We start from the raw sequence: 25,226 nt of genomic DNA, 5'->3' as shown, positions 1-25,226 counted from the left end.
GCGCACGGTCTCCACTTCGTTCCGGGCAGGCAATCAGGCCTGACCGGATTTGGCAATCACACCGGCGCAAGCGGTTTGCCCAGCCATTCGCGATAGAAGCCTTCGAGGTCGGGCTCGAAATCGTGGACTATGGGATAACCAGGTGCCGCCGCTTCCACCTCGTGCAGCGTGCCGCACTGCGGGCAGATGAACTCGCGGATTTCCGTCCATTCGGGATCGGGGAGATCACTGTTGGGATAGATTTCGCGCAGCGCCTCCTCGGTGTTGCGCACGTTGATCGCAGCCTTGAGCTTCCAGTTCTTGCGATAGTCGCCGAAGGAGTGGCCGCATTCGCAGCGGGTTATCCGCTCATCGCCGCTCTGGCAGATGAACAGATGGTCCGAGACCGGCAGCAGGATCGGGTCCTTCCAGGCAACGCGATCCTGATAGACGGCAACCATCTTGAAGAAACGGTCATCGTCCTTGTAGGCACTCATGATCCGCCTTGTCTGTGGCCAGGGCAGCTTGCCTGCGGCCAGATCACCCAGGACTTCCTTGCTGTACGAGGTCATGGTTTTGCTCCCGGCATGAAGATCGATCTGGCATCGACGTTCCAGAACTCGCTGAATTCGCTGGTGAAGCGCGGCGACAGCTTGATCGCGCTGGCGTACATTTTCTTCACCTCGGGGGCGAAATCGGCCTTTTTGACGCGGCCGCGCTCCTTGGCGATCCAATCCGCCACCGGTACTGCTTTCGCCAGACGCTGCTTGCGCATGGCGGCGCGGCGCTCGACCGTGGCGTCGATATCGGCGATGGGATAACCGTCCTCATCGTCCTTCAGCACGATGCCGAACACCTGGTCCGCCGCTTGCCGGGTGAGAAAGCCGTTCTCGACATCCCAGGCCGTCTTGATCGGATCGCGCTCCAGAACGTCGCCGTAACCGCCGCCGCCATTGTAGGAATGGCTGAAGATGTCGCCGGACTTGTGCGGCGAGGTGATGTAGGGGCCCTCGACCACGACATGGTCGCCACCGATGTTCCGCTCGTAGTCGGAGACATGCGGATCGATGCCGGGCGCATGCGCCAGCGGTTCGCCTTTTGCCGCGAGTTCGTGAATGTCTGAGTTGCGCACCGCGCGATGCTTCTGGCAGGTCGGCGCCGGATAACCGCCGCACATGCCGCCATTGTCGAACACGCGCGAAGAATGTTCGGAGGTGTGGAGCCGCAGATGCGACGTCTTGTTGATCAGCCAGGTCGAGACGAAGGAACAGCCGCCGCGATATTTGCCGGCACCGCCGGAGTTGGGCACGATCGAGCGGCCGATATAGACCATCGGCATCGACTGTTCCCAGACCTCGATGTTGCCCATGTCGGATTCCGGGTTCCAGCCGACATAGGCGGTGTCGAGACCATCCTTGATGGCGAGCGCGCCGGAGCCGGCGGCGGCGCATTCAAAATGGGCCATGCCGAACGGCGTGCCGTACTGGCTCTCGCCACCCATTTCGATCATAGGACTGTTGACCTGGCCGACAAAGGCCTCCTCGACGAAGCCGCGGGCGATGAAGCCGCGCGACAGCAGGCGCTGGAAGACGCCATAGGCTGGCAGCAGCAGCGCCCACGAGGTGGCGGTCGCCACCATCTCGTTGTCGGGGTTGGTCCAGGTGCCGTGCGGCAGTTTCAGTTCGGTTGCCATCCAGGCGCCGTCATTGACCAGCCCTTCGAAATTCATGTGCTGGGTCAGCGTCACGAACATGCCGCCATCCATGCCGGCCGGCGTGCAGTTCATCGAATGGTAGCCCCAGGGCTGCGTGCCCTCGAAGTCCATGGTGATCTTGCCGTCGGTGGTGATCTCCATCTCGATCGGGATATTATAGAGCCAGTCGGGATCGCCGAGCAGCTGGAAGCCGGGCTTTCCCGCCGTGACATGGCCGTAAAAAGTGTGGCCGCGATAGATGCCGGGCACGGTAAGCTGGCGGGTGCGGGCGAGCTGGGCGCGGCGGCCTTCCTCGATGAACTCCTTCGAGACCTTCATCCAGTAGTCTAGGCCGATCTCCGAGATCAGCTGCTTGACGCTTTCGCGCATGTCGATGCAGGAGGCGACCTTGGCCTTTTCGTCCAGCACCCAGTAGATCGGCATGCGCAGATTACGTTCGCAGCGGATGACGTAGTCGCGGCGGACCTCGTCATTCTCGCCGATCTTCTCGGCGCAGACGAACAGACCCTCGGTGAAGCGCTCCTGCGCCAGACACACGTCGCCGCCCGGCGTGATGCCGCCGGCTTCCAGCTCGTGGCAGACAGCGCCGGCCCAGCCGACCAGCGTGCCTTCATGGAAGATCGGCACGACGTCCATGACGTCGGGCACCTGCACGGTGCCTATAAAGGCATCGTTGTTGGCGAAGATGTCGCCTTCGCGGATGCGAGGGTTGTCCTCGTAGCCGTTTTTGATCATCCATTTGATGAAGCGGCTCATCGTATGGACATGCACCATGATGCCGTTGGAGAGCGCAATGGCGTCGCCCTCGGGCGTGTAGATGGCGACCACCATTTCGCCGACCTCTCGCACGCCGGGCGAAGCCGAGATGCGGCGGGCCATTTCGCGTGCCGAGACGCAATAGGCGCGCAGCTTGGTGTGCAGCGTCTCGAATTTCAGCGGATCCTGGTTGCGCAGCGTGAGTTCGGTGATGCCGTCATAGCAACCGGTCTCCTCCATCAGCCGCTCGGAATCGAGCAATCTTTCGCGAAGGCGCAGGGCCGAGGCAGGTTTGTCCAACATGGCGGTCGCCCTCTCAAGCGTGGGTGTAGTGCAGCAGCGTCCATTCATCGACATGGACGCGGTCCTGCGGATGAACGACGAGCGTGGTGGCGGGATGTTCGATGATGGCCGGGCCGATGACTTCATGGCCGGGCTGCAAAAGGTCCATCTCGTAGAGATTGGCCTTGTGCCAGCGCCCACCGATATACGCCTCGCGCACACCCTTGTGGGCGGAAGCAGGATTGGAAGCGCCGAGGGGTCGCTTGAGCAGCACCGGCTTGACCTTGTCAGCGGTGGCGATCAGCCCGAGTTCGGTGATGGTGAAGCCGGCTTCGCCATAGCGCGACACGCGGTGGTTGACCTTGGCATAGACGGCTTCGAATTCATCGATCACCTTGCGCATGTCGTCGGCCGAATCGACCTTGGCAAGCGGCGCCATGACCTCGACGTCCTCGAGCTGGCCGGTGTAGCGCATCATCAGGAACGGCACGGTCCTGATCTTCTCCCTGGCATGGCCGTCGGCGATCATCTCGTCGACCGCGGCCCTGGTCAGGTCGTCCCAGACAGTGGTGACCTTGGCGCCGAAGGCGGCCAGCGTAGCCTCGTCGGCACGTGACGGGATGTCGTGCTGGGTGGAGACGGAATGACGCCGCATGAAATCGGCCGTGGTGCAGCCGAAGGCGGAGAAGGCGGCCGCAAACTGGAAGGTGATGATGTCCTTGAAGCCGATGCCCCTGGAGCAGCCGGCCAGATGCAACGGGCCGGAGCCGCCATAGGACAGCAGTGTGAATTCCGAGGGGTGGATGCCTTGCCCGGAAATGACCCGGCGCAGCGCGTTGTTGGCATCGGACTCCAGCATGTCGATCATGCCTTCGGCGGCTTCCTCCAGCCCGACGCCAAGGATGTCGGAGCATTTCTCCTGGAAGGCGCGGCGGGCCTTTTCGACCTGCAGCACGACCTTCCCGCCCAGGAAATAGTGTGGGTTGAGGCGGCCGAGAATGGCGTCGCAGTCGGCGATGGTCGGCTCGGTGCCGCCCCTGGCGAAGCAGATCGGACCCGGATCGGCGCCCGCACTTTCAGGCCCGAGCGAAACTTTCTTGGTCAGCGGGTCGACCTTGAGGATCATGCCGGCGCCGGCGCCGATCGTGTCGAGATGCAACGTCGGCACGTTGAGCTTGAAACGGTCCATCAGCGGCTCGTTCTCGATCCGGGTCTGGCCGCGCGTGATGACGCCCATGTCGAAGGAGGTGCCGCCCATATCCGAGCAGATCAGTGAGTCGTTGCCGATCAGCTTGCCGACATAGGCAGCGCCCAGAATGCCGCCGATCGGGCCGGAGATCATGGTTTCATGCAGGCGCGGATGGTTGATCGAGGTCAGGCCGCCGAAGGAGAGCAGCGTCTGCACGCCATACTTGAAGCCGTATTTCTTCGAGACGTCCTCGATACCCCTAAGTTGCTTGCGGCCACGCGAAGTCGCGTAGGCCTCGATCAGCACCGAGTTCAGCCGTGACTGCTCACGGATGACCGGACGAACCTCGTGGCTGGTGTAGACGATGATGTCAGCGCCGGCCTCCTCCACCTCTTCGCGGCAAATCTCGGCGATGCGCTTCTCGTGCACGGGATTGACGTGCGAGAAGATGGTCATGATGCAGATCGCTTCGACCTTGTCGGCGATCAGTTTTTTGGCGGCGATGGAGACCTCGTGTTCGTAGAGCGGCAGCACGATGTCGCCGAACTGGTCGATGCGCTCGGTGACGCCATGCGTGCGGCGGCGCGGCACCAGCGGATCGGGATGATGATGGGTGACCGCATGCAGCCGGTCGGCATAGGAATAGTCGGCCCAGGCCTGCAGTCCGCGGCCCATCAGGATCATGTCCTCGAGGCCCTTGGTGGTGATCAGGCCGAGCCGGCGGCCGGTGCGCGACAACAGCGTGTTGAGCATGCCGGTGCCGGAATAGAGCACGACATTGACGCCGGAAAACAGTGATTCCAGCGAGATGCCCCAGGCATCCGCCGCGTCCTCAGCAGACGCGAGGAAGCCCTCGGCTTCGTTCTTCGGCGTGGTCGCCGACTTGCCGATCTTGAAGTGGCCGTCCTGATCGACAAGGATCGTGTCGGTCATGGTGCCGCCGGCGTCGATGCCGATGACAATTGGATTGCCGACGATGGGGGCGGTGAGATTGGGTTGGGTCACGGTCGCCTCGGGATCTGGTCTAGGTTGACGCCAGGCTAGATTCGACAGGCGGCTTCGCGCCATATGCCTAAAGACACAATGACGGCTGGGCTGACATCGCCGAGAAAAGGGCATGCGCATGGACAATATCTGGGCGCCGCTCGCCAAAGCGATCGCCGCCACCGGCACCGACAGGCATGTCGACTGCCTGATCGACCTGATCGGCGCCGACATCGAGCACGACCTCGTCACGGTGACGCGCTATTCGGCGACGCAGACGCCGGAATTCGTCAAGCACCGGCGCTTCTCGGATGAAATGGTCCGGCGCTATCTCGACAACTACTACGTCTTCGACCCGTTCTATGCCTCGTGGCGGCGCGAACGCCGGCTGGGCATCATGCCGCTGAAGCGGCTCGCCGACGACGAAGCCAAGCGCGGCCAGTACATTGCCGGCTTCCTGGCGCAGTCGGACATCTGCGACGAGGTCGGCATCATGCTGGCCGATGGCGGTGACTGGTGCCTCGGCATCTTCCTCGATCGCTCGACCGCTTCTTTCAAGGACAGCGAAATCTCGCTGCTGGACGAGCGGCTGCCGGTGTTCGAGGCGCTGCATGCGCTCGACATCAAGGCGCGCGGAACCGAATTCTCCCGCACATCGGCACCGACCAGCCCCGGCGCCTCGCCCCGGCAGGAGCCGACCATTCCGGCCAGCCTGTGGCCGGAGCTGTCGCTGCGCGAGCGGGAGCTGGTCCAGTTGATCCTCGCCGGCCACCCGACGGCGAACATCGCCGAGCGCCTCGGCATCACCGTCGGCACGGTCAAGAACCACCGCCGGCGTATCTACGAGAAGCTCGACATCACCACCGAGCGGGAATTGTTTTTGCAGTTCTTCCAGCATCTGGTCGACTGACAGCCGGGGTTCGGACAGCTAGGCGGTTTACGCTTTTTCCCGTTGCAGGTTAGAGCTCATCCTCCCAATTGGCGCCGCCATAGAACACACGGAAAATCACCACTTGGTCGGATTCCACTGTAAAGGTCACCGTTACACGGCGCTCAAAACCGACAACCCGAAGCCCCGGCCGCAGATCGTCACGGCGTGTTCCGCGCTCCGAGGCGTAGTCGAGACCCTGGCAGTAGGCTTCGATACGCTCGATATAGCGTATGGCCGTGACGTTGCCGGCGGCGATCTCGATGGTGTCGTATATCCATCTTAAGTCCGTTAGGGCTTCCGGCAACAGAACAATATGCCGGCGCTTCACACATCCCTCTTAAAGCGGGCGGCGTGGTGAGCGCGGACGTCGTCAAAAGCCTGGTTGGCTGGGATAACTCGGGAAGGGTCTGCCTTCCATCTGTCATAGGTCGGCACGACTTCCTCGCGCAGCCAACGCTCTACGGCCGCGTCGCGCTCTTGCAGGGCACGAAGCCCGGCGCGGATCACTTCACTGCTGGTCGCATAGGTTCCTGATTCAACGAGACGGTCGATGAAAGCAGCCTGCTCTGTTGGCAGGCTGAAGGTGCGCTTTTCGGTGGCAGCCATGATTTCTCCTATAATGTCGGTGTGATTATATCATACCAATATCGAATAGCGTTAGAAAATCTGTCGGGCGAAGAACCGACATGGGGCCTGCTAGCAGTCTCAAAATTCCTCTTGCGGAACCGCGCCGTCCCGGCTTAGTCTCTGCCTCGTCACAAAAATGAAATTTAATTCCATTTGTGTGCAAACCTTCTAGCCAGCATCATGCCCCAGGAAAAATGAACGGCCTAATCGACTGAGAAAATATTTGATATATCATCTACCAGAACGGAAATAGCTGACATGGTCCAGCAGACATCGATCCAGCCATCGGCGCCCTGGTTGCGGCTAGAGGTTGACGATTCGGACTGGAACGACGCCGAGGTTTCGGGCCTGGTGCGCTGGTACCACCAGATGCTGCTCATCCGCCGTTTCGAGGAAAAAGTGCTCGATCTCGCCAATGCGGGGCTGGTGCATGGTCCGGCGCATGCCAGCATCGGCCAGGAGGCGACGGCGGTCGGCGCCATGTCCGTGCTCGGCACGGGTGACCGCATCAACGGCACCCACCGCGCCCATCACCAGGTGCTGGCCAAGCTTGTCAACGCGCAGACGCCCGGCGGATTCGACCCGCTGCATGACGCTTTCAACCCGGACATGCAGGGCTCGGTGCGCGGCCTGATGGCCGAGATCATGGGCCTCAGCGCCGGCTATTGCGGCGGCCGTGGCGGCTCGATGCATATGCGCGACGACGCCTCGGGGATTCCTGGCACCAGCGCCATCATCGGTGGCAACCTGCCGCATGCGGCAGGCTACGCGCTCGCCGACAAGCTGCTTGGTACCGGCAACATCTCGGTCGCCTTCTTCGGCGACGGCACAATGATGGCAGGGCCGGCCTATGAGGCGATGAACATCGCCGCGCTATACCGGCTGCCGGTGATCTTTTTCGCCGAAAACAATCTCTATGCCGTCTCGACTCACATCAACGAGCAGACGCGCGAGACGCGGCTGGCCTCGCGCGGACCTATGCTTGGCTTTCGCGGCATCGAATGCGACGGCATGGATGTGGTGGCCGTCCACCATGCCATGCGCAAGGCGCGCCGGACGATCGAGGAAGACGGCGGCCCGGTGCTGGTCGAGGCGCTCTGCTACCGCTTCCTGCATCAGAGCGGCGCCCGCCCGGGCAGCGAATTCGGCTACCGCACGCGGGCCGAAGAGGACGCCTGGAAAGCGCGCGACCCGCTTGCCACCATGGCGGCTCGCCTGAAGACGATGGGCATCCTGAACGATTCGGACCTCGGTACACTCGACCAGCGCGTCATGGAGGTGGTCAACACCGCTGCCGATTCGCTGACCGAAATGAGCGGCAACGCGCTGCGCATTCCTGATCATCTGTGGCCGGACCCAAGCGACGTCGACAACCAGATCCGCGGCGATCTTTCCGAACTGAAGAGCGAGCGCTTCCTCGAGATCGAGGACGTGCCGCCGGCCGAGACCAAGCCGGTCAAATTCATGGTTGCCGCGTCCGAGGTCATCGCTCGCGCCATGGAGCAGGATCCGCGCATCATCATCATGGGCGAGGACGTGCACCGGCTGCGCGGCGGCGTTTCGGGCGCCACAAAAGGTGCGCTGGAACGCTGGCCGGAGCGCGTGCTGGCGATGCCGATCGCCGAGAACGGTTTTGTCGGGGTGGCGCTGGGTGCAGCGCTTTGCGGCTTGCGGCCGATCGTCGAGATCATGTTCGGCGACTTCTGCCTGGTTGCCGCCGACCAGCTGTTCAACGCGGTCAGCAAGGTGCGTCACATGTTCGGCGGCGGTTTTCCGGTGCCCATCGTGGTCAGGGTGCGCGTCTCGCCGCACACCGGCTACGGCTCGCAGCATTCGGGTGATCCGTCCGGCCTGTTCGCCCTGTTTCCCGGCTGGCGCATCGTCGCGCCGACGACGCCCTTCGACTATATCGGCCTGATGAATTCAGCGCTGAAATGCGACGATCCGGTCGTCGTCATCGAGCATGTCGAACTGTTCCCGAGCGAAGGCCCTGTGCCTGCGGACGACCGCGACTATTGCGTGCGGCTCGGCAAGGCGAAGATAGTCAGGCCGGGCAGCGCCTACACACTGCTCACCAGCGCCAGCATGGTTGCTGTCGCCAGACAGGTGGTCGAGGAGACCGGCGCCGATGCCGAGATCATCGACCTGCGCAGCCTCGACCCGACCGGGCTCGACTGGCCGCTGGTGGAAGCCTCGATCCGCAAGACCAACCGAGTGGCCGTCATCGAGCAGGTGCAGCGTGGGCTATCGCTTGGCGGACGACTGACACAGGAGATTCAGGATCGCGTGTTCGATTATCTCGATCACGAGATCCTGCATGTGACGGGAAGCCTTTCTGCTCCCGTCGTATCGGCCCCGCTCAACCGCGCCGCACTGGGCGGCGCTGAAAAGCTCAAGGCCGCGCTTCAATCCCTCACTGGCGTGGGCGGATAGAGCGAACGCATTGCCACAAAGATCCGACAAGAAAATGGGAGAACTGACATGACCATCCTACCGAGAAGCAAGACCAGAGCGACGATGCTGGCAGCCGTGCTGCTGGCCACCAGCGCCTTCTGGGCACCGGCCACGTTCGCGCAGGACAGCAAGCCGCTGGTCATCGCACGCAACATCGACCTCAACTCGCTCGACCCGCACCGCGCCTTCTGCGACACCTGCCAGATCTACAATTCCAGCGTCTATGAATCCCTGCTGACGCTCGATAAGGACAACAAGCTGATCCCACTGCTCGCCTCGAAGTGGGAAGGCAATGCCGACCAGAGCAGCTTCACCTTCACACTCGACCCGGCCGCCAAATTCTCGGACGGTTCGCCGGTTGAAGCCAAGGACGTCAAATGGTCCTGGGAGCGGCTGAAGAACCTCAAGGGCAGCGCCTCGTTCCTGATGGACAATGTCGCCTCGATCGAGACCCCGGACGCGCATACGGTGGTCGTCAAGATGGTCGCGCCGAGCTCCGAATTCCTCAACATCGCGGCGGCGCCCTACGCAGCGGTCGTCAACAGCAAGGTTGCTTCCGAAGCCGGCGCCAAGGCCGATGCGGAAGCCTCGACGACAGACAATGCCGAGGCCTGGTTCCTGGCGCATTCGGCCGGCAGCGCGCCGTTCGTGCTGAAATCCTATGAGCCCAATTCGGAGCTGCGGCTGGCACGCAACGACAAATACTGGCGCACGGCGCCGGCGCTGAGCGAAGTCGTCATCCGCCAGACCAAGGATGCGGTGGCGCAGGCGCAGATGCTGCAGAGCGGCACCGCCGACATCGCCATGCAGATCGACCCGGATACGGCCAAGACGATGACCGGCAGCGACGTGAAGATCGAGACCGTGCCGTCCTACAACTTCATCTATGTGGCGCTGTCGCCCGGCGCCAAGGCCAACAAGGTGCCACTGACGCCCGAAGTGCGCGAGGCCATCTCGCTCGGCCTCGACCGTCCGAGCATCCTCGACTTCACCATCGGCTCCGAGGGCCAGTTGATCAGTGCGCCGATCCCGCTCGGCTTCCCCGGCGGTTCGGGCTTCGAGGCGCAGCCCTATGACGTCGCCAAGGCAAAGGAACTTCTGGCCAAGGCCGGACACGCCGACGGCTTCGAGATGGAAGCGGCGTTTCCCGGCATGAACGTCTACGGCGTCGACCTGTCGCTTCTGATGCAGAAGGTTCAGCAGGATCTGGCCAAGATCAACATCAAGCTCGATCTGCAGCCGATCCCCTTCGCCAACTGGCGCGAACGCGTCAATGGCGACGGCATCCCGATGACCGCGGTGTTCTACGCGCCGGACTATTACGGCACCTCGCAATACATCGATTATTTCGCCATGACCAAGGGCAGCCCGTGGGCACGCCGCGCCGGCGCGGAGCGCGACCCGTCGGTGCTCAACCCAAAGGAAGCGGATATATACAAGGCAGCCCTCGCGGCGAGCGGCGACGAGGCTGCCAAGCTGTGGCACCAGGCCGGCGAGGAGATGATCAAGGACAGGATCATCCTGCCGCTGATCAGCCCGAACCTGATCCTGGCCTACAAGTCGGACGTCAAGGGCGTGCGCTACAGCGCCTGCTGCAACCTGCCGCTGGCGGAACTCAGCCACTGAGCGAAAGATGCGGGAGGCGGCCTGACGCCTCCCGTTTTCTCATCCTGGACGATCAGCAAATCCTGTTCTTCCAGCGCCAAACTCAATATATGATATATCAATATACGGAGACTTCGCTATGCCTTCCCTGATCAACTCCAAGGACCAGTTGCTGCGCGAGCGTGCGGCCTCGGTCATTCCGGGCGGCATGTGGGGACACATGGCGACGCGCTATCTCGGCTCCGCCTATCCGCAGTTCTTCGAGCGCGCCGATGGCTGCCGGGTCTGGGACGTCGATGGACGCGAATACATCGATCTGATGTGCAGTTGGGGGCCCAACATCCTCGGCCACCATCACCAGGCCGTCGAAGAGGCAGCCGAGAAGCAACGTCGCCTGGGCGATGCGATGAACGGCCCGGGTGAAGTTCTGGTCGAGCTGGCGGAGTTGCTGGTCAAGACCGTCGCGCATGCCGACTGGGCAATGCTGCAGAAGAACGGCACCGACGCCACCACGGCCTGCGTGACAATCGCGCGTGCCGGCACCGGCCGGCGCAAGGTGCTGGTCGCGCGCGGCTCCTATCACGGCGCCGTGCCGTGGTGCACGCCTTCGCTCGCCGGCGTCACCGCCGAGGACCGCGCCCACCTGATCCATTTCGACTACAATGACGTTGCCAGCCTCGAGGCAGCCGTCAAGCAGGCCGGCGACGATCTCGCTGCTGTCGTCGTCACCGCCTTCCGGCACGACATCGCCCGCGACCAGGAATTGCCGACAGCCGCCTTCGCCAAACGGGCGCGCGAACTGACTACCGCCGCCGACGCGGCACTGATCGTCGACGATGTGCGGGCCGGCTTCCGCATCGACCTCGCCGGCAGCTGGGAGCCGCTCGGCGTACGACCGGACCTTTCCGCCTTCTCGAAGGCTATCGCCAATGGTTATCCGCTGGCCGCCATCACCGGCACCGACCGGTTTCGCGAGGCCGCGACCAAGATCTATGTGACGGGTTCCTTCTGGTATGGCGCCGTCGCCATGGCCGCCGCGATCGCCACCATCAGCACGCTGCGCGATACCGACGCGATTGCCCGCATGACCGAAGCCGGCGACAGGCTGCGCTCAGGTCTCGACGCGGCAGCGAAGAAGCATGGCCTGTCGCTGCGCCAGACCGGTCCGGCGTCGATGCCGATGGTGCTGTTCGACGACGATGCCGAGTTCAAGCTGGCCAATGCCTTCTGCTCGGCCGCCTTGCGCGAAGGCGCCTATTTCCATCCCCGGCACAACATGTTCCTGAGTGCCGCGCACACCGCAAAAGACATAGATCTCGCCCTGCAGGCGGCAGATGCCGGCATGGCCGCCGCGGCGCAGGTGGCGTGAACCAGCGCCCATGCGGTGGAGGCAAACAGATCGTTCAGCCGGCGGCCGACACCAGACGGCCGTTCTGCGCCGCGCGGCGCAGTTCCTCCGGCGTGACCGCACCGTCGTTCAGCCGTTCGAGAACCTTGACCAGCAGGCGTCCGCCTTCGATCATGTCCTGCTGAATGCCCTTGCGCACGCCGTTCTCGTCACGGGCGCGCAGCGCGTCGAGGATGTCGAGGTGCCTGTGGCGGCCGTCATAGGTCGGCCTGGCGTGTGGGTATTGATAGTTCACCAGCGGTCCGTTGCGCAGCCAGATGCCCTCGATGATGGCCAGCAACTCCGGCATTTGCGCCGCCTGGTAGATCGAGTGGTGGAATTCCCAATTGTCGCGGACGGCTTCAAACCAATGGCCATTGTCCTCGTTGGCAATCAGCCTGTCATGCACCTCGGCCAGACGGTCGATCTCGCGCGGCTCGATGCGCGTCGTTGCCGCCGCCCCCGCCATGCCTTCGAGATGCAGCCGGATGCTGCGCAGTTCCAGATATTGGGCCAGCGACAGCTGGGCGACGGTGATCGAACGACCGGCCTCCATCTCCAGGCCTTTTTCGCGCACCAGCTGCATCAGCGCCTCGCGCACCGGCGTTTCGGAAACCTGAAGGCTGGCGGCGAGGTCGCGGATCTTGAAGCGATGGCCCGGCCAGAAACGACCTTCCATCATGGCGCGGCGAAGCTCCTCGTAGACGCGCGTCGTCAGATTGTCGCGCGCGATCGGCGCGATAGAAGCAGTCACATCCGCTCTCCGTTCTTGCAGTGGCGCAGGCGTCGCCTGCGTCGCATGGGCTGTGTATATGATACCACGAATGGCCTGACCACCGACATGAGACAGGCAACTGTGAGACGGGCAGCCATGGTGCAGACGGATATGAGACGGGGCGCATGACCGCGACGCCTTCACTCCTGTTCGGCGCCATAGCCGACGATCTGACCGGCGGCACCGAGCTGGCGTCGATGCTGGTGGCGCGCGGCATTCCAACGGGATGCACGGTCGGACTGAGTGCGCCGATCCCACCAGGCAATCTTGCCCATGTGATCCTGCTCAAGACACGCGTCATCGCGGCCAGCGATGCGGTGCGCCAGGTTCTGGAGGCGGCGGACCGGCTGCTTGAAGCTGGTGCCCGGCAGATCTTCTTCAAATATTGCGCCACTTTCGATTCGACACCTGCCGGCAACATCGGTCCTTGCGCCGAGGCGCTGCTCGAGTGGCTTGGCGGCGGCGTCACGCTGTTCGCCCCGGCGCTGTGTGAGACCGGCCGCACCGTCTATCAGGGACACATGTTCGGCGGCGCCCAATTGTTGGGTGAATCGCCCAAGCGCTTCGATCCGCTGACGCCGATGACTGATTCCAATCTGGTTCGCGTGCTGCAGGCGCAGAGCAAGGGCAAGGTCGGGCTGGTGCCCTATCTCGTCGTCGATGCCGGGGCGGAGGCCATCCGCAACGCCCTACGAGAGCACAGCGCGGTCGGCGAGACGCTGCTGATCACTGACACGATCCGCGAGCGCGACCTGGTTGCGATCGCGGAAGCGACCTTCGACCTGCCGCTGATGACCGGCAATTCCTCAGTCGCCGCGCATCTGCCACCGGCCTGGCTCACGCATGGGCTGCTGAATTCAGGCGATCTCGTTGCCGCCAGCCTGCCGGCCGTCGAAGGGCCGGCAGTGGTGCTGGCCGGCAGCGTCGCTGACCGCACCATCGAACAGCTCGAGCGCTTTGCGCAAAACAATCCACTGCTGACGATCGACCTTGCCAGCGCCTTTGCCGGCGGCGATGTCATGGCCGAAGCGCGTGCCTTTGCCGAGCGGCATTTGCCCGGCACGATGGTCGCCATTGCCACGACAGCGCCGCAAGCGACGGTCAAAGCGCTGCAGCAGGCGCACGGCCGCGATGTGGTGGCAGCAAGGGCGGAAGAGATCTTGGCCGGGATCGCACAAATTCTTGTGCTCGATCTCGGTGTGCGGCGGCTGGTCGTCGCCGGCGGCGAGACAGCCGGTTCGGTGGTCAAGGCGCTCGGCATCGACCGCATCGCCATGGGTGCCTATGAGGGGCCGGGACTGTCGCGCGCCACTGCCCACCTCCCCGGCCTGCCATCCGAGCCGCTGGCGCTGATGCTGAAATCGGGAAAGCTCGGCGGCCCGGATATTTTCGCCGACGTCCTGCAAGACATGACACGGGCGACCACCGTCGCGCCGGCGATCGATATATGGCCACCGGCAAAACCTGTCATGCGGCCAACCACAGGAAAAGCATCGTGATGGACACCGAGACTGCACGCGCCAGCCTGATCACCGCGACGCAGACGCTGGACGCCAGCGGGATGAATGTCGGCACCACCGGCAATATCAGCGTGCGGACGACAAGCGGCATGATGATCACGCCGACAGGAATAGCTACAAGCGCGCTTCGGCCGGAGCAGATGGTGCCGATGCAACTCGATGGCAGCTGGGAGGGGGCGTTCCGGCCGTCGAGCGAATGGGAAATGCACGCCGAGATCTACAAGGCTTTCCCCGAGGCCGGTGCCGTCGTCCATGCCCATCCCGACCATTGCGTGGCGCTATCGTGCCTGCGCGAGGGACTGCCGCTGTTCCATTACATGGTCGCGGGTTTCGGTGGCGATGATGTGCGCTGTTCGGACTATGCGCTGTTCGCGTCAAGCGACTTGGCCAAGGTCGCCGTCGTCGCGCTCAAGGACAGGTCGGCCTGCCTGCTCGCCAATCATGGCATGATCGCTTTCGGCGGCGATCTCGACGTGGCGCTCATCCGCACCATCAAGCTCGAGACCTTGGCTCGGCAATACCTTTTGGCGCGCAGCGCCGGCACACCGGCGATCATTGAGGGCACCGAGCTTGCCGCCATTCGCGGGCGGTACAAGAATTACGGCCAGCAGAAGTAGCTGGCCGAGCAATTCCGGGAACGGCTCTTCGCGCTCTTGAAGTGAAGAACCACTCAGTCGACCCGCAAATGCGAGACGAGGGCTGCCACGTTCCGTGGAAAATCAGGCGAGGACAGGTTCGGCGGCCGGCGTATAGACGCCGACAGCCCCGGAGCCGATCAGTTGGTCGATGGTCTCGGCGCCGTAGCCGAGCACGTCGGCCAGCACGGCAGCTGTGTCCTGGCCCAGCATCGGTGGCGCGGTGAAGTCGGCGGTCAACTGCGCGGCAAGTCCCTGTGCCGGGCGCACCATGGCAACGGAACCGAGATGCGGATGCGGCAAGGTCTGAACGAGGCCACGTTCGCGCACATTGGGGCTATCGAAGACTTCCGGTATCGATTTTACCGTGCCGGCCGGCACGCTGGCGGCGGCACAGGTTGCCATCCAGTGGTCACGCGGCTTGGTCTTGAAGACGGCGGCAAGCGGCGGGATCAGCGCCTCACGGTTGGTGGCGCGCGCGCCTGCCTTGATGAAGCGCGCATCCCCAGCCAGATGTGGCAGATCAACGACCTTCTCGCACAGCGCCGCGAACTGGCGGTCATTGCCGACCGCCAGCGCAAAGCTGCCATCGGAGGCTTCGAATATCTGATAGGGAACGACCGTCGGATGGGCATTGCCGTATCGGGCAACCTCTCGACCGGTGTTGAGGTAACCGCTGCCGACATTGATCAGCAGGCTGAGCGCGCAGTCGATCAGCGACAGGTCGAGGAACTGGCCCTTGCCGGTCGTCGCGCGCTCGTAAAGCGCTGCCAGGATCGACTGCGTGGCGACCATGCCGCAGACGATGTCGGTGATGGCGACGCCGACACGCATCGGCTCGCCATTGCTCTCGCCAGTGATGGCCATCAGGCCGCTTTCGGCCTGCATGACGAAATCATAGCCGGGCCGTCCGGCATCGGGCCCGGTCTGGCCGTAGCCGGAAATCGAGCAATAGATCAGCCGCGGGTTTGACGCGCTGAGTTCCTTGAAACCGACACCGAGGCGATCGGCGGTGCCGGCGCGGAAATTCTCGACGACGATGTCGGCCTTCGCTGCCAACTCGCGCACGATGGCCAGCCCCTGCGGGCTTTTCATGTCGAGCGCGATGCTCTGCTTGCCCCGATTGGCGCAGAGATAATAGGTTGAGACACCCTTGTAGCTCGGCACCGACCACGCCCTGGTGTCGTCGCCACCATCGATATTCTCGATCTTCCAGACTTCGGCGCCGAGATCGGCCAAGCTCATCGTCGCCCACGGACCGGCCAGCACGCGCGAAAGATCGAGAACCTTGATGCCTTCGAGCGGCAGGCGCGCGCGGCCAGCCGTGGCGGCATTTTCGGAATGGTCCTCAGTCACGATCAAAATTCCTTCGCGGATGAATTCGGCGGGCCTGTCAGACAGCCCTGAAAGTGTTGACCGGCTCCGGAAAATGACAGGCGACGCGATGCGAACCACCAGCCGGATCGAGCGGTGGTTCGACGGCAGCGCAAATCGCCTGCGCCTTGAAGCAGCGCGTGCGGAAGCGGCAGCCGGATGGTGGGTTGAGCGGGCTCGGCACGTCACCGGTCAGTACGATGCGCTCGCGCTTGCGCTCCTTCTCGGGATTGGCGAGCGGCACCGCCGACAGCAGCGCCTGGGTATAGGGGTGCAGCGCCCTGGAGTAGAGTTCGGCCGCGGGTGCGATCTCGACGATCTTGCCGAGATACATCACCGCGACCTGGTGCGAGATGTGGCGCACGACCGAAAGATCATGTGCGATGAACAGATAGGATGTGCCGAAGGACTGCTGAATATCCCTGAGCAAATTGAGCACGCCAGCCTGCACCGAAACGTCGAGCGCCGAAACCGGTTCGTCGAGGATCACCACTTGCGGGTTGAGCGCAAGCGCGCGGGCGATGACCACACGCTGGCGCTGGCCGCCGGACAGTTCGTGCGGATAGCGCTTGCCGTGATCGGGATTGAGCCGGACAAGTTCGAGCAGTTCGGCCACCCGCCCACGGCGATCGGCCGCCGACATGTCGCTCATGCGCAAAGGCTCGGCGATGTTGTCGGCAATGCGCATGCGCGGATGCAGCGACCCGTACGGATCCTGGAAGACCAGCTGGATGTAGCGCCGCATCAGGCGCATGTCTTCGTGGTTGAGGGCGAGCAGGTTCTGGCCACGGAACCAGCTTTCGCCACTGGTCGGCTCGATCAGCCGCATCAGGCAGCGTCCGAGGGTCGACTTGCCGCAACCGGATTCGCCGACGAGGCCCAGCGTTTCGCCCGGCGCCAAGTCAAAGGACACATCGGCCACCGCACGCACATGGGCAACCGCGCGGTCGAAGACGAGGCCGCCGCGAACCGGAAAATCCTTGACAAGATGGCGCACGGAAAGCGCTGCCGCCGGCTTGGTTTCGATTTGAATTTGCTCCACTGCGCTCATGGGGCCATGCTTCCACTGTCCAGTTCTGCCGCCGCCAGCGCAGCACTATGGAAGGGCGGCAAGGTCGTCGCGAAATGGCAGGCCGAGAAGCGGCCGCCTATGTCGTGCAAAGGCGGATCCTCGGTCCGGCAGCGTGCCTCGGCATAGGTGCAGCGCGGATGGAAGGCGCAGCCGCCCGGCAAGCGGCCAAGTGCGGGCGGCGAACCGTCGATCGAGAACAGCCGCTCGCGGCTTTCCTCGAGGTTGGGGATCGAGGCAATGAGCCCGCGCGTATAGGGGTGGCGCGGGTCGGCGAACAGCTCGGACACGCCAGCCTGTTCGACGACACGGCCGGAATAGACGACCGCGACGCGGTCGGCATGACCGGCGACGACGCCGAGATCATGTGTGATCAGCACCAGGCCAAGGCCGAGCCGCTCCTGCAGCGAACGCAGCACGGCCAATATCTGCGCCTGCACCGTGACATCGAGCGCCGTGGTCGGCTCATCGGCGATTAGCAAATCGGGATCGTTGGCGACGGCCATGGCGATGACCGCGCGCTGGCGCATGCCGCCGGAGAATTCATGCGGATACTGGTTCACCCGGCGCTCCGGCTGCGGGATCGCCACCAGATTGAGCAATTCCACCGCGCGCGCCATGGCCTGCTTGCGGGTGACGCGCTGATGCAGCCTGACCGCCTCGGCGATCTGGGCGCCGACGGTCATCACCGGGTTTAGCGAGGACAGCGGGTCCTGAAAAATCATGGCTATCCGCGCGCCCCTGATCTTGCGCATTTCGCGTGACGATTTGCCGACCAGTTCGTCGCCGTTGAAGCGGACCGAACCGGTGACGACCGCGTTCTTCGACGTCAGGCCGAGCGCGGCGAGCATGCCGACGGATTTGCCCGAGCCGGACTCCCCGACAATGCCGACCACTTCGCCCTTGGCGACGTCGAGATCGATGCCGCGCACCGCTTCGAACTGATCGCCTGCCCGTCGGAAGCCTACCCGCAGGCCGCGTATGGACAGCAGCGGCTCACCTCTGCCCGCCTTGTCGACTGCGCCCGGTGGCGCTGAAGATATCTGTGCGCTCATCGCTTAATCCGACCTTGGATCGAGAATGTCGCGCAAGCCGTCGCCGATGAAGTTGAAGCCGAGCACGATGGTGAGGATGGCGACGCCGGGACCGAAGGCGATCCACCATTGGTAGAAATGGACGGCGCCATCGGAGATCATCGACCCCCATTCAGGCGTCGGCGGCGTGGCGCCGAGCCCGATGAAGCTGAGCGACGCGGCAAGCAGCACGACCTGGCCGAGATCCATGGTCGCGCTGATCAGCACCGGGGTCCAGCAAAGCGGCAATATGTGCGTGAACAGCACGCGTCGAGGCCTGGCGCCGGCAGCGATCGCCGCCTCGACATGCTCGCGCTCCTTCACCTCCAGCACCTGCGCCCGCATCAGCCGGGCGTAGACCGGCCACCAGACCAGCACCATGGCGATGGCGGCATTGCCGAGGCCGGGGCCGAGCGACGCCGCGACGGCCATGGCCAGCAGCATCGGCGGAAAGGACAGAGTGACGTCGACAAGCCGCATAATCGCCGCGCCGGTCAGGCCGCCGACGAAGCCGGAAATGGCGCCGAGCAGCGAGCCGATGATCCCAGCGGAGACGACGACCAGTACCGCGATAGGCAGCGAATGCGCGGCCCCGTGCAGAGTGCGGGCCAGCACATCGCGCCCGAGTGCGTCGGTGCCCAGCCAGTGCGCCCAGCTCGGCGGCTGCAGCCGGCGCGCCACCATTTCGAGCGGATCGAACTGCACGACCAGATTGGCGAACACGGTCATGAACAGCCAGAACAGGATGACGATCGTGCCGATGACCAAAGGCGCGGTCAGCCATTCGGGAACAGCGGCGGAACGGGATCTGGTTTCGACCGCCGACATCAGCTCAATCTCACGCGCGGATTGGCCACGACATAGAGTATGTCGGTGATGAGGTTGGTGACCAGGAAGGCGAGGCCGCCGACGATGGTGACGCCGATGATCGCCGGGAAGTCAAGCGCGCGCGCCGCCTCGACGGCATAGGAGCCCATGCCCGGCCAGGAAAAGATGGTCTCGGTCAGCACCGCGCCGGTGATCAGATAGGCGAAGGAATAGCCGATGACGGTCAGGGTCGGCACCATGGTGTTGCGCAGCGCGTGCACAATGACGACGCGGAATTCGCTCGCCCCCTTGGCGCGCGCGGTGAGCACGAACTCGCGGCTCATCACATCCAGCATGTTGGCGCGCACCAGCCGCGATATGGTTCCCGAAACCGTCCAGCCGAGCACGAAGGCCGGCAGAAGCAGGTGCCAGAGCGCGTCCTTGAGGACGGTCCAGTCGCCAGCCAGAAGCGAATCGATGGTCAGGAAGCCCGTGATGCCGGGCGGCAATGCCAGGCGGGCATCGACCCTGCCCGGCCCCGGCAGCCAGTTCAGCATGACGGAGAAGATGAACAACAGGCCGAGCCCCGACCAGAACACCGGCAGCGAAGAGCCGAACAAGGCGAACAGCCGCGCGCCATGGTCAATCAGGCTGTTGCGGAAATAGGCGGCTAGCACACCAAGCACAATGCCGAGCGTGGTGCCGAAGATCATCGCAGCGCAAACCAGTTCGAGCGTTGCCGGCAAGCGGTAGAGAATGTCGGTGCCGACATTGCGCTTGGTGATGAATGAGGTGCCAAGATCGCCGCTCAGCAGATTACTGAGATATATCATATAGCGTTCCGGCAAAGGACGATCGAGACCCCAGCGCGCCTTGGCGGCGGCCACCACTTCGGGGTTGCTCATCTGCTGTTCGGCGACAATCGCGGTCAGCGGATCGCCCTTGGTCACCGTGGTGATCAGGAAGGCAATGGTGACGATGCCGAGCACCAGAAACGGCATGGCGATAAGCCGGCGCAAAATATAGCGAGACACGTGGCTACCTTCACAAGGAGGGGCTTCGTAAGATGGCACAAGGCGCTTGGAGATGCCATCGAGGGAAGCATATTGACAGTGGGTGAAAGCGCCTGTCAATATAAATGGAATTTAATTTCACTTTTGAGACAGCGCCGGCGACACCGGCCCGACAGGCGGACGACGACGCCAGAAAGACCTCAGCGTGCGCAAGCGAGCCACCAGGGACGAGACGGAGCTTGAAGTCGAAGGCGCGCAGCTTTCGTCGTCGCTGGTGCGCGGGCTCGGCATCCTGCGCGCTTTCCGCCCGGGCGATGCCTCACTCGGCAATCAGGACATCATTGCCCGCACCGGCCTGCCCAAGGCCACGGTTTCGCGCATCACCTATACGCTAAGCGCGCTCGGCTATCTCCTCTACGACAAGGACCTTGGCCGCTACAGCCTGGGACCAGCCACCGTGGCGCTGGGTTATTCGGCACTGAGTTCCAGTGCGGTTGTCCACGTCGCCCGGCCGCTGATGCAGCCGCTGGCCGATTTGACGGGGGCGGCGGTGGCGCTCGGCACCCGCGACAGCCTCAACATGGTCTATCTCGCCAACTGCCGGTCGGAGAGCCTTGTCACGCTGCGCCTCAACCCGGGCTCCTATCTGCCGATCTGGAAGACATCGATGGGGCTGGCCTATGCGGCGGCACTTTCATCCGAGGAGCGTGCCAGCCTTGTGGGGGCTTTGCAGGAGGCCGAGCCGGACAGGGCGGCGATGATCGCGGCGGCGATCGACGATGCGATCGCCCAGTATGCCGACAAGGGCTATGTGACGTCGTTCGGCGCCTGGCACAGCTACATCCATGCAGTCGGCGTGCCGTTCCGTCCGAGTGACGGCTCGCCGCTGGTTGCCATCACCTGCGGCGGCATCGGCGAGATCATCACGGAAGAGCGCGCGCATGCCGAGATCGGACCGGCGCTGGTGGCGATGGTGAAGGCGCTGGGCAGAGAGCTCGAGGGGAGTCCCGGGTAACGGGATTGGCCCAGACGATCGGACTCGCATGCCGGCTTGAACTTGCCTGATGGTGACCGCACAGTCGCCGTCGATGGTATGGCGGTCGCGCGTGGTTGGCGTCCATCGGGTTCAGGTGACGGGGGGAGAATCAGATGCCGATGAATTTTGCAGGACGGTTCAGCGGTCGAGCGGCGGTGATCACCGGCGGCGCATCGGGCATCGGTCTGGCAGTGGCTCAGAGGATTGTCGAAGAGGGCGGACGGGTTTCAGTCTGGGATCGCGATCCTGCTCAGATCGAACAGGCCAAGACTACCCTTCCCGGCCTCCACGGTGTTGCCATCGACGTCGCCAATGCGGCCGGCGTGGAACGCGCCAAACAGTCGGCGATCGAAGCGCTTGGCGGTGTCGACATCCTGGTCACCAGTGCGGCGATCACCGGACCCAACATGACGACCTGGAATTACTCGGTCGAAGATTGGCAGAAGGTCATCGACATCAACATCAATGGCGTCTTCTATTGCAACAAGGCGCTTGTCCCGCACATGCTCGAGCGCAACTATGGCCGCATCGTCAACATCGCTTCGATCGCCGGCAAGGAAGGCAATCCCAACGCTTCGGCCTACAGCACCTCGAAGGCCGCGGTGATCGGCCTGACCAAGTCGCTCGGCAAGGAGTTGGCCAAGACCAAGGTGACGGTCAATTGCGTCACACCGGCGGCCGTGCGCACCGCGATCTTCAGGCAGATGAGCCAGGAGCACATCGACTTCATGCTGTCCAAGATACCGATGGCGCGCTTCGGCGAGGTCGACGAGGTGGCGGCGCTGATCTGCTGGATCGCCTCGGAAGAGTGTTCGTTCACGACCGCCGCCGTGTTCGACGTTTCCGGCGGCCGCGCCACCTACTGAGGCAGGACGCATCTCAATTCCGCGTGACGACGCAACGAACTGGAGCGTAGGGGCGTATAGTCCAGACGTCGAATCGACGTTGACGCAACAAAGCTATGCGGGAAAGCTATGACGCGGCATGACAGTTCAGCATGCGTGATGACCTGCCGGCGCGGGGCAACTGGTTGGCGGTTGACGGACGCTGCAGCCATCCGGCGGGAGCTTGCTTCCTTTGCTTAGGGCCGAGCCTGGCGCGCTGTCCGACGACGAGCTTCTGGACCGCTATCAGCGCGCCGCCTTCGACTATTTCCTCGAGAACGTGAACCCCGAAAACGGATTGGTCGCCGACACCTCGCGGCCGAATTCGCCGGCCAGCATCGCTGTCGTCGGCTTCGCGCTGTCCAGCTATCCGGTCGGCGTCGAGCGCGGCTGGATGGCGCGCGATGCCGCCGCGAAGCTGACGCTGGCCGCGTTGCGTTTCTTCTCGGCCGGCTCGCAAGGCAATGGCGAGGAGGTCACCGGCCACAAGGGTTTCTACTACCATTTCCTCGACATGCGGACCGGCCTGCGCGTCTGGCGCTGCGAACTGTCGATGGTGGATACGGCATTGCTGATATCGGGCATGCTGGTGGCGGGCGCCTATTTCTCCGGTGATGATGACGAGGAAGCCGAAATCCGCCAACTGGCCGAGGCGCTCTACCGGCGCGTCGACTGGCGGTGGGCACAAGGCTCAAGCCCGACCTTGCGACAAGGCTGGAAGCCGAGGAGCGGCTTTCTCCACTATGGCTGGGAGGGCTACAACGAAGCCACGATCCTCTACGTCCTGTCGATGGCCTCGCCCGACAGCCCAACTTCGGACAACAGCTACGAGGGCTGGACGGCGACCTATCAGTGGGAGAACATTTACGGCTACGACGTGCTGTATGGCGGTCCGCTGTTCATGCACCAGTTCTCGCATGCCTGGATCGATTTCGCCGGCATCCGCGACGCCTTCATGCGCGAGAAGAACTCGGACTATTTCGAAAACAGCCGCCGCTCGACCTATCTGCATCGCGACTATGCACGCCACAACCCTTACGGCTATGGCGGCTACGACGAGAACCTTTGGGGTCTTTCGGCGGGCGACGGGCCAGGCGGTTTTCGCACCAGCGTGGAGCGACAGCGCCGGCGGTTTTCCGGCTATGCCGCGCGCGGCGCGCCGTTCGGTCCCGATGACGGGACGATCGCGCCTTGGTCCTATCCGGCATCACTGCCTTTCGCCCCGGAGATCTGCCTGGCGGCGTTGCGCCATCTCGGTGATCGCTACCCCGAGGTGATCGACAATTTCCGACTGCCGAGCGGTTTCAATCCGACATTGGCGAACCGACGTAAATTCGGGAGGCACGGCTGGGTGTCGGAAGGCCACTATGGGCTGGATCAAGGCATCGTGGTGATGATGATCGAGAACCATCGGTCAGGGTTGATCTGGAGACTGATGCGGTCAAATCAACACATCCGCAACGGCTTGCGCAAGGCCGGATTCAATGGCGGCTGGCTGTCTCAGCCGGCAAGCCCGGCGTCGGGTGGCGGCGATGTCGCGTGACCGGACCAGGGCTGCCGCCTTTCCTGTCGATCACAACGACATTGAGCTGATCAAGGGCGCCCATCCGCCGCACCGGAAGAACCCGCAGCCGGACGGTCCCTACAACCTCGTCGTCATCGGTGCCGGACCGGCTGGACTGACCGCCGCCTACGAAGCGGCCGGCCTCGGCGCAAAGGTCGCGCTCATCGAGCGCAACCTGATCGGCGGAACTTGCGTCAATGTCGGCTGCATCCCGTCGAAGTCGATCATCCGCACCGCAAGGCTTTATGCCGACATGCGCGACGCCGAGAATTTCGGCGGCGACATGCCGGACCGTCTTCACGTCAACTTTCAGCGCGCCATGACGCGGATGCGGCAGATCCGGCAGCGGATCAGCCGCGCCGATGCCGCCGATAGCCTGATTGCCGAAGGCATCGACCTTTATTTCGGTGAAGCGCGGTTTTCCGGAAGGGACGCTGTCACGGTCGCCGGACAAACCTTGCGTTTCAGAAAGGCGCTGATCGCGACAGGCGCGCGCCCGAGGCTGCCGACGATCTCGGGGCTTGCCGACGCCGGCTATCTCAGCAACGAGACCATGTTCGATCTCACGGAGTGCCCGAAGCGGCTTCTGGTCATCGGCGGCGGACCACTCGGTTGCGAAGCGGCGCAGGCCTTCTGCCTGCTGGGCGCGAAGGTCATCCAGGCGCAGCGCGAACCGATGTTCCTGCCCGGTGAGGAACGCGATGCCGCCCAAATTCTTTCGGACGCGCTGGCGCGCGAAGGTGTCGAGGTTCGCCTCAACACCGAGGTGGTGGCGGTACGAACGGAAGGCGGCAAGAAGCTCGCCGACCTGGTGTGCGACGACATCACGACAACGATTTCCGTCGACGAGATCATCACCGGCATCGGCCGATCGCCCAATGTCGACGGTCTCGACCTGGAGAACGCCGGGGTGGCATATGATGCCGACGGCATCAAGGTGGACGATTATCTCCGAACCGCCAATCCACGCATCTATGCGGCGGGCGACGTCTGCCTCGCCTACAAATTCACCCATACCGCCGAGGCGACAGCCCGCATGGTCGTGCGCAATGCCCTGTTTCTCGGACGCAGGAAACTGAGCGAACTGGTCATTCCGTGGTGCACCTATACCGATCCGGAGATCGCCCATGTCGGCCTCTATCCGGCGGAGGCGCGCCAGAGCGGCATTCCGGTCAAGACCTATACGGTGCTGATGCACGATGTCGCCCGTGCGGTGATGGACGGCGAGGAGGAGGGTTTTGTCAAAATCCACGTCAGGGAGGGCTCCGACCGCATCCTGGGCGCCACGGTCGTCGCCAGCCATGCCGGCGAGATGATCAATGCGGTGTCGCTGGCGATCAAATCGGACATGGGACTGCGGGCGCTGGCCGACGTCATCCATCCATTCCCGACGCAGGCGCAAGGCATCAAGATGGCCGGTGACGCCTATCGGCGGACAAGGCTCACCTCATCATGGAAGCATCTGGCGGGCCGCTGGTTGGCGTGGTCCAGGCGATGGTGACATTCGGCAGGGCGCGCAGCTGGTGCATCTGACATTCAGCGACGATGCGGCGCTTGACGAAAGCGGC

21 protein-coding genes are annotated in these 25,226 nt (G+C 63.6%); 10 read left to right on the top strand and 11 right to left on the bottom strand.

The features are described from left to right. Positions 1-56 precede the first annotated feature (56 nt). The 3 genes from EOA19_RS04685 to EOA19_RS04675 are packed head-to-tail and all read right to left on the bottom strand — an operon-like array spanning position 57 to position 4,925. Positions 57-551, bottom strand: coding sequence for an acetone carboxylase subunit gamma (locus tag EOA19_RS04685; protein WP_128302853.1), 495 nt, complete (start codon positions 549-551; stop codon positions 57-59). After that, positions 548-2,752, bottom strand: coding sequence for a hydantoinase B/oxoprolinase family protein (locus EOA19_RS04680; protein WP_128302852.1), 2,205 nt, complete (start codon positions 2,750-2,752; stop codon positions 548-550). The genes EOA19_RS04685 and EOA19_RS04680 overlap by 4 nt, the downstream gene beginning before the upstream one ends. A gap of 13 nt (positions 2,753-2,765) precedes the next feature. Continuing rightward, positions 2,766-4,925 carry a hydantoinase/oxoprolinase family protein gene (locus EOA19_RS04675; RefSeq protein WP_128302851.1) on the bottom strand — a complete coding sequence of 720 codons (2,160 nt, stop codon included), beginning with the start codon at positions 4,923-4,925 and terminating at the stop codon, positions 2,766-2,768. Positions 4,926-5,037: 112 nt separating this feature from the next. Here EOA19_RS04675 and EOA19_RS04670 point away from each other — a divergent pair, with 112 nt between their 5' ends. Continuing rightward, positions 5,038-5,814, top strand: a complete 777-nt coding sequence (locus tag EOA19_RS04670) for a LuxR C-terminal-related transcriptional regulator (protein ID WP_128302850.1) — start codon at positions 5,038-5,040, stop codon at positions 5,812-5,814. Positions 5,815-5,863: 49 nt separating this feature from the next. Here EOA19_RS04670 and EOA19_RS04665 read toward each other — a convergent pair whose 3' ends face one another. Together EOA19_RS04665 and EOA19_RS04660 are read right to left on the bottom strand one after the other, a co-directional pair. Beyond that, entirely contained in the window at positions 5,864-6,163 is a 300-nt protein-coding gene (locus EOA19_RS04665) for a type II toxin-antitoxin system RelE/ParE family toxin (RefSeq protein ID WP_128302849.1), read from the bottom strand. Continuing rightward, a complete protein-coding gene (locus EOA19_RS04660) occupies positions 6,160-6,441 on the bottom strand; it encodes a type II toxin-antitoxin system ParD family antitoxin (RefSeq protein WP_128302848.1) in 282 nt (93 codons plus the stop codon). The genes EOA19_RS04665 and EOA19_RS04660 overlap by 4 nt, the downstream gene beginning before the upstream one ends. Positions 6,442-6,720: 279 nt before the next feature. On the opposite strand from EOA19_RS04660, the gene EOA19_RS04655 reads away from it, so the two are divergent. From EOA19_RS04655 to EOA19_RS04645, 3 genes are all read left to right on the top strand, one after another. After that, positions 6,721-8,895 (top strand): alpha-ketoacid dehydrogenase subunit alpha/beta, encoded by a 2,175-nt coding sequence (locus tag EOA19_RS04655; RefSeq protein ID WP_128302847.1) that lies wholly within the window; start codon positions 6,721-6,723, stop codon positions 8,893-8,895. An 84-nt stretch (positions 8,896-8,979) separates the two neighbouring features. Continuing rightward, positions 8,980-10,542 (top strand): ABC transporter substrate-binding protein, encoded by a 1,563-nt coding sequence (locus EOA19_RS04650; RefSeq protein ID WP_164892841.1) that lies wholly within the window; start codon positions 8,980-8,982, stop codon positions 10,540-10,542. A gap of 118 nt (positions 10,543-10,660) precedes the next feature. Continuing rightward, complete coding sequence (locus tag EOA19_RS04645; protein ID WP_128302845.1) at positions 10,661-11,890, top strand: aminotransferase class III-fold pyridoxal phosphate-dependent enzyme; 1,230 nt, start codon at positions 10,661-10,663, stop codon at positions 11,888-11,890. Between the two features lie 34 nt (positions 11,891-11,924). Here the strand turns inward: EOA19_RS04645 and EOA19_RS04640 are convergent, their stop codons facing one another. Further along, on the bottom strand, positions 11,925-12,662 hold the full coding sequence (locus EOA19_RS04640; RefSeq protein WP_023811567.1) for a GntR family transcriptional regulator: 738 nt from the start codon (positions 12,660-12,662) through the stop codon (positions 11,925-11,927). A 146-nt stretch (positions 12,663-12,808) separates the two neighbouring features. On the opposite strand from EOA19_RS04640, the gene otnK reads away from it, so the two are divergent. After that, on the top strand, positions 12,809-14,182 hold the full coding sequence (gene otnK, locus EOA19_RS04635; RefSeq protein WP_128302844.1) for a 3-oxo-tetronate kinase: 1,374 nt from the start codon (positions 12,809-12,811) through the stop codon (positions 14,180-14,182). Beyond that, positions 14,182-14,820 (top strand): class II aldolase/adducin family protein, encoded by a 639-nt coding sequence (locus EOA19_RS04630; protein ID WP_128302843.1) that lies wholly within the window; start codon positions 14,182-14,184, stop codon positions 14,818-14,820. Before otnK ends, EOA19_RS04630 begins: the two co-directional genes overlap by 1 nt. Positions 14,821-14,922: 102 nt before the next feature. Here the strand turns inward: EOA19_RS04630 and EOA19_RS04625 are convergent, their stop codons facing one another. From EOA19_RS04625 to EOA19_RS04605, 5 genes are read right to left on the bottom strand one after another with little or no spacing between them, the layout of a single operon-like run. Further along, the gene (locus EOA19_RS04625; RefSeq protein WP_128302842.1) at positions 14,923-16,194 is read right to left on the bottom strand and encodes a CaiB/BaiF CoA-transferase family protein; all 1,272 of its coding nucleotides are present in this window, start codon (positions 16,192-16,194) and stop codon (positions 14,923-14,925) included. A gap of 37 nt (positions 16,195-16,231) precedes the next feature. Beyond that, complete coding sequence (locus tag EOA19_RS04620; protein ID WP_128302841.1) at positions 16,232-17,263, bottom strand: oligopeptide/dipeptide ABC transporter ATP-binding protein; 1,032 nt, start codon at positions 17,261-17,263, stop codon at positions 16,232-16,234. Beyond that, the gene (locus EOA19_RS04615) at positions 17,260-18,336 is read right to left on the bottom strand and encodes an ABC transporter ATP-binding protein (RefSeq protein ID WP_128302840.1); all 1,077 of its coding nucleotides are present in this window, start codon (positions 18,334-18,336) and stop codon (positions 17,260-17,262) included. Before EOA19_RS04615 ends, EOA19_RS04620 begins: the two co-directional genes overlap by 4 nt. A gap of 3 nt (positions 18,337-18,339) precedes the next feature. Next, positions 18,340-19,182 carry an ABC transporter permease gene (locus EOA19_RS04610; RefSeq protein WP_128302839.1) on the bottom strand — a complete coding sequence of 281 codons (843 nt, stop codon included), beginning with the start codon at positions 19,180-19,182 and terminating at the stop codon, positions 18,340-18,342. After that, complete coding sequence (locus EOA19_RS04605) at positions 19,182-20,195, bottom strand: ABC transporter permease (RefSeq protein WP_128302838.1); 1,014 nt, start codon at positions 20,193-20,195, stop codon at positions 19,182-19,184. Before EOA19_RS04605 ends, EOA19_RS04610 begins: the two co-directional genes overlap by 1 nt. A gap of 184 nt (positions 20,196-20,379) precedes the next feature. Between EOA19_RS04605 and EOA19_RS04595 the strand changes: the two genes are divergently transcribed. The 4 genes from EOA19_RS04595 to EOA19_RS04580 all read left to right on the top strand — a co-directional run bounded on the left by EOA19_RS04595 (position 20,380) and on the right by EOA19_RS04580 (position 25,159). Next, positions 20,380-21,189 carry an IclR family transcriptional regulator gene (locus tag EOA19_RS04595; protein WP_023811559.1) on the top strand — a complete coding sequence of 270 codons (810 nt, stop codon included), beginning with the start codon at positions 20,380-20,382 and terminating at the stop codon, positions 21,187-21,189. Positions 21,190-21,323: 134 nt separating this feature from the next. Continuing rightward, positions 21,324-22,076: an SDR family NAD(P)-dependent oxidoreductase gene (locus EOA19_RS04590; RefSeq protein WP_128302837.1), complete on the top strand. Its 753-nt coding sequence runs from the start codon at positions 21,324-21,326 to the stop codon at positions 22,074-22,076. A 211-nt stretch (positions 22,077-22,287) separates the two neighbouring features. Next, positions 22,288-23,637, top strand: a complete 1,350-nt coding sequence (locus EOA19_RS04585) for a glucoamylase family protein (RefSeq protein ID WP_128302893.1) — start codon at positions 22,288-22,290, stop codon at positions 23,635-23,637. Further along, positions 23,627-25,159 (top strand): mercuric reductase, encoded by a 1,533-nt coding sequence (locus EOA19_RS04580; protein ID WP_128302836.1) that lies wholly within the window; start codon positions 23,627-23,629, stop codon positions 25,157-25,159. Before EOA19_RS04585 ends, EOA19_RS04580 begins: the two co-directional genes overlap by 11 nt. The last annotated feature ends 67 nt before the right edge of the window (positions 25,160-25,226 follow it).

Source organism: Mesorhizobium sp. M7A.F.Ca.US.010.02.1.1, assembly GCF_004023085.1.
In the GTDB taxonomy this organism is placed as follows: domain Bacteria; phylum Pseudomonadota; class Alphaproteobacteria; order Rhizobiales; family Rhizobiaceae; genus Mesorhizobium.
The sequence above is the reverse complement of the archived record's forward strand: the minus strand, read 5'-3'. Positions and strand labels throughout refer to the sequence as shown.

Coding starts and splice junctions, on each gene's coding strand:
- EOA19_RS04685 (WP_128302853.1), bottom strand. CDS start 551: ATGACCTCGTACAGCAAGGAAGTCCTGGGTGATCTGGCCGCAGGCAAG.
- EOA19_RS04680 (WP_128302852.1), bottom strand. CDS start 2,752: ATGTTGGACAAACCTGCCTCGGCCCTGCGCCTTCGCGAAAGATTGCTC.
- EOA19_RS04670 (WP_128302850.1), top strand. CDS start 5,038: ATGCGCATGGACAATATCTGGGCGCCGCTCGCCAAAGCGATCGCCGCC.
- EOA19_RS04660 (WP_128302848.1), bottom strand. CDS start 6,441: ATGGCTGCCACCGAAAAGCGCACCTTCAGCCTGCCAACAGAGCAGGCT.
- EOA19_RS04655 (WP_128302847.1), top strand. CDS start 6,721: ATGGTCCAGCAGACATCGATCCAGCCATCGGCGCCCTGGTTGCGGCTA.
- EOA19_RS04650 (WP_164892841.1), top strand. CDS start 8,980: ATGCTGGCAGCCGTGCTGCTGGCCACCAGCGCCTTCTGGGCACCGGCC.
- EOA19_RS04645 (WP_128302845.1), top strand. CDS start 10,661: ATGCCTTCCCTGATCAACTCCAAGGACCAGTTGCTGCGCGAGCGTGCG.
- otnK (WP_128302844.1), top strand. CDS start 12,809: ATGACCGCGACGCCTTCACTCCTGTTCGGCGCCATAGCCGACGATCTG.
- EOA19_RS04630 (WP_128302843.1), top strand. CDS start 14,182: ATGGACACCGAGACTGCACGCGCCAGCCTGATCACCGCGACGCAGACG.
- EOA19_RS04620 (WP_128302841.1), bottom strand. CDS start 17,263: ATGAGCGCAGTGGAGCAAATTCAAATCGAAACCAAGCCGGCGGCAGCG.
- EOA19_RS04615 (WP_128302840.1), bottom strand. CDS start 18,336: ATGAGCGCACAGATATCTTCAGCGCCACCGGGCGCAGTCGACAAGGCG.
- EOA19_RS04610 (WP_128302839.1), bottom strand. CDS start 19,182: ATGTCGGCGGTCGAAACCAGATCCCGTTCCGCCGCTGTTCCCGAATGG.
- EOA19_RS04590 (WP_128302837.1), top strand. CDS start 21,324: ATGCCGATGAATTTTGCAGGACGGTTCAGCGGTCGAGCGGCGGTGATC.
- EOA19_RS04580 (WP_128302836.1), top strand. CDS start 23,627: ATGTCGCGTGACCGGACCAGGGCTGCCGCCTTTCCTGTCGATCACAAC.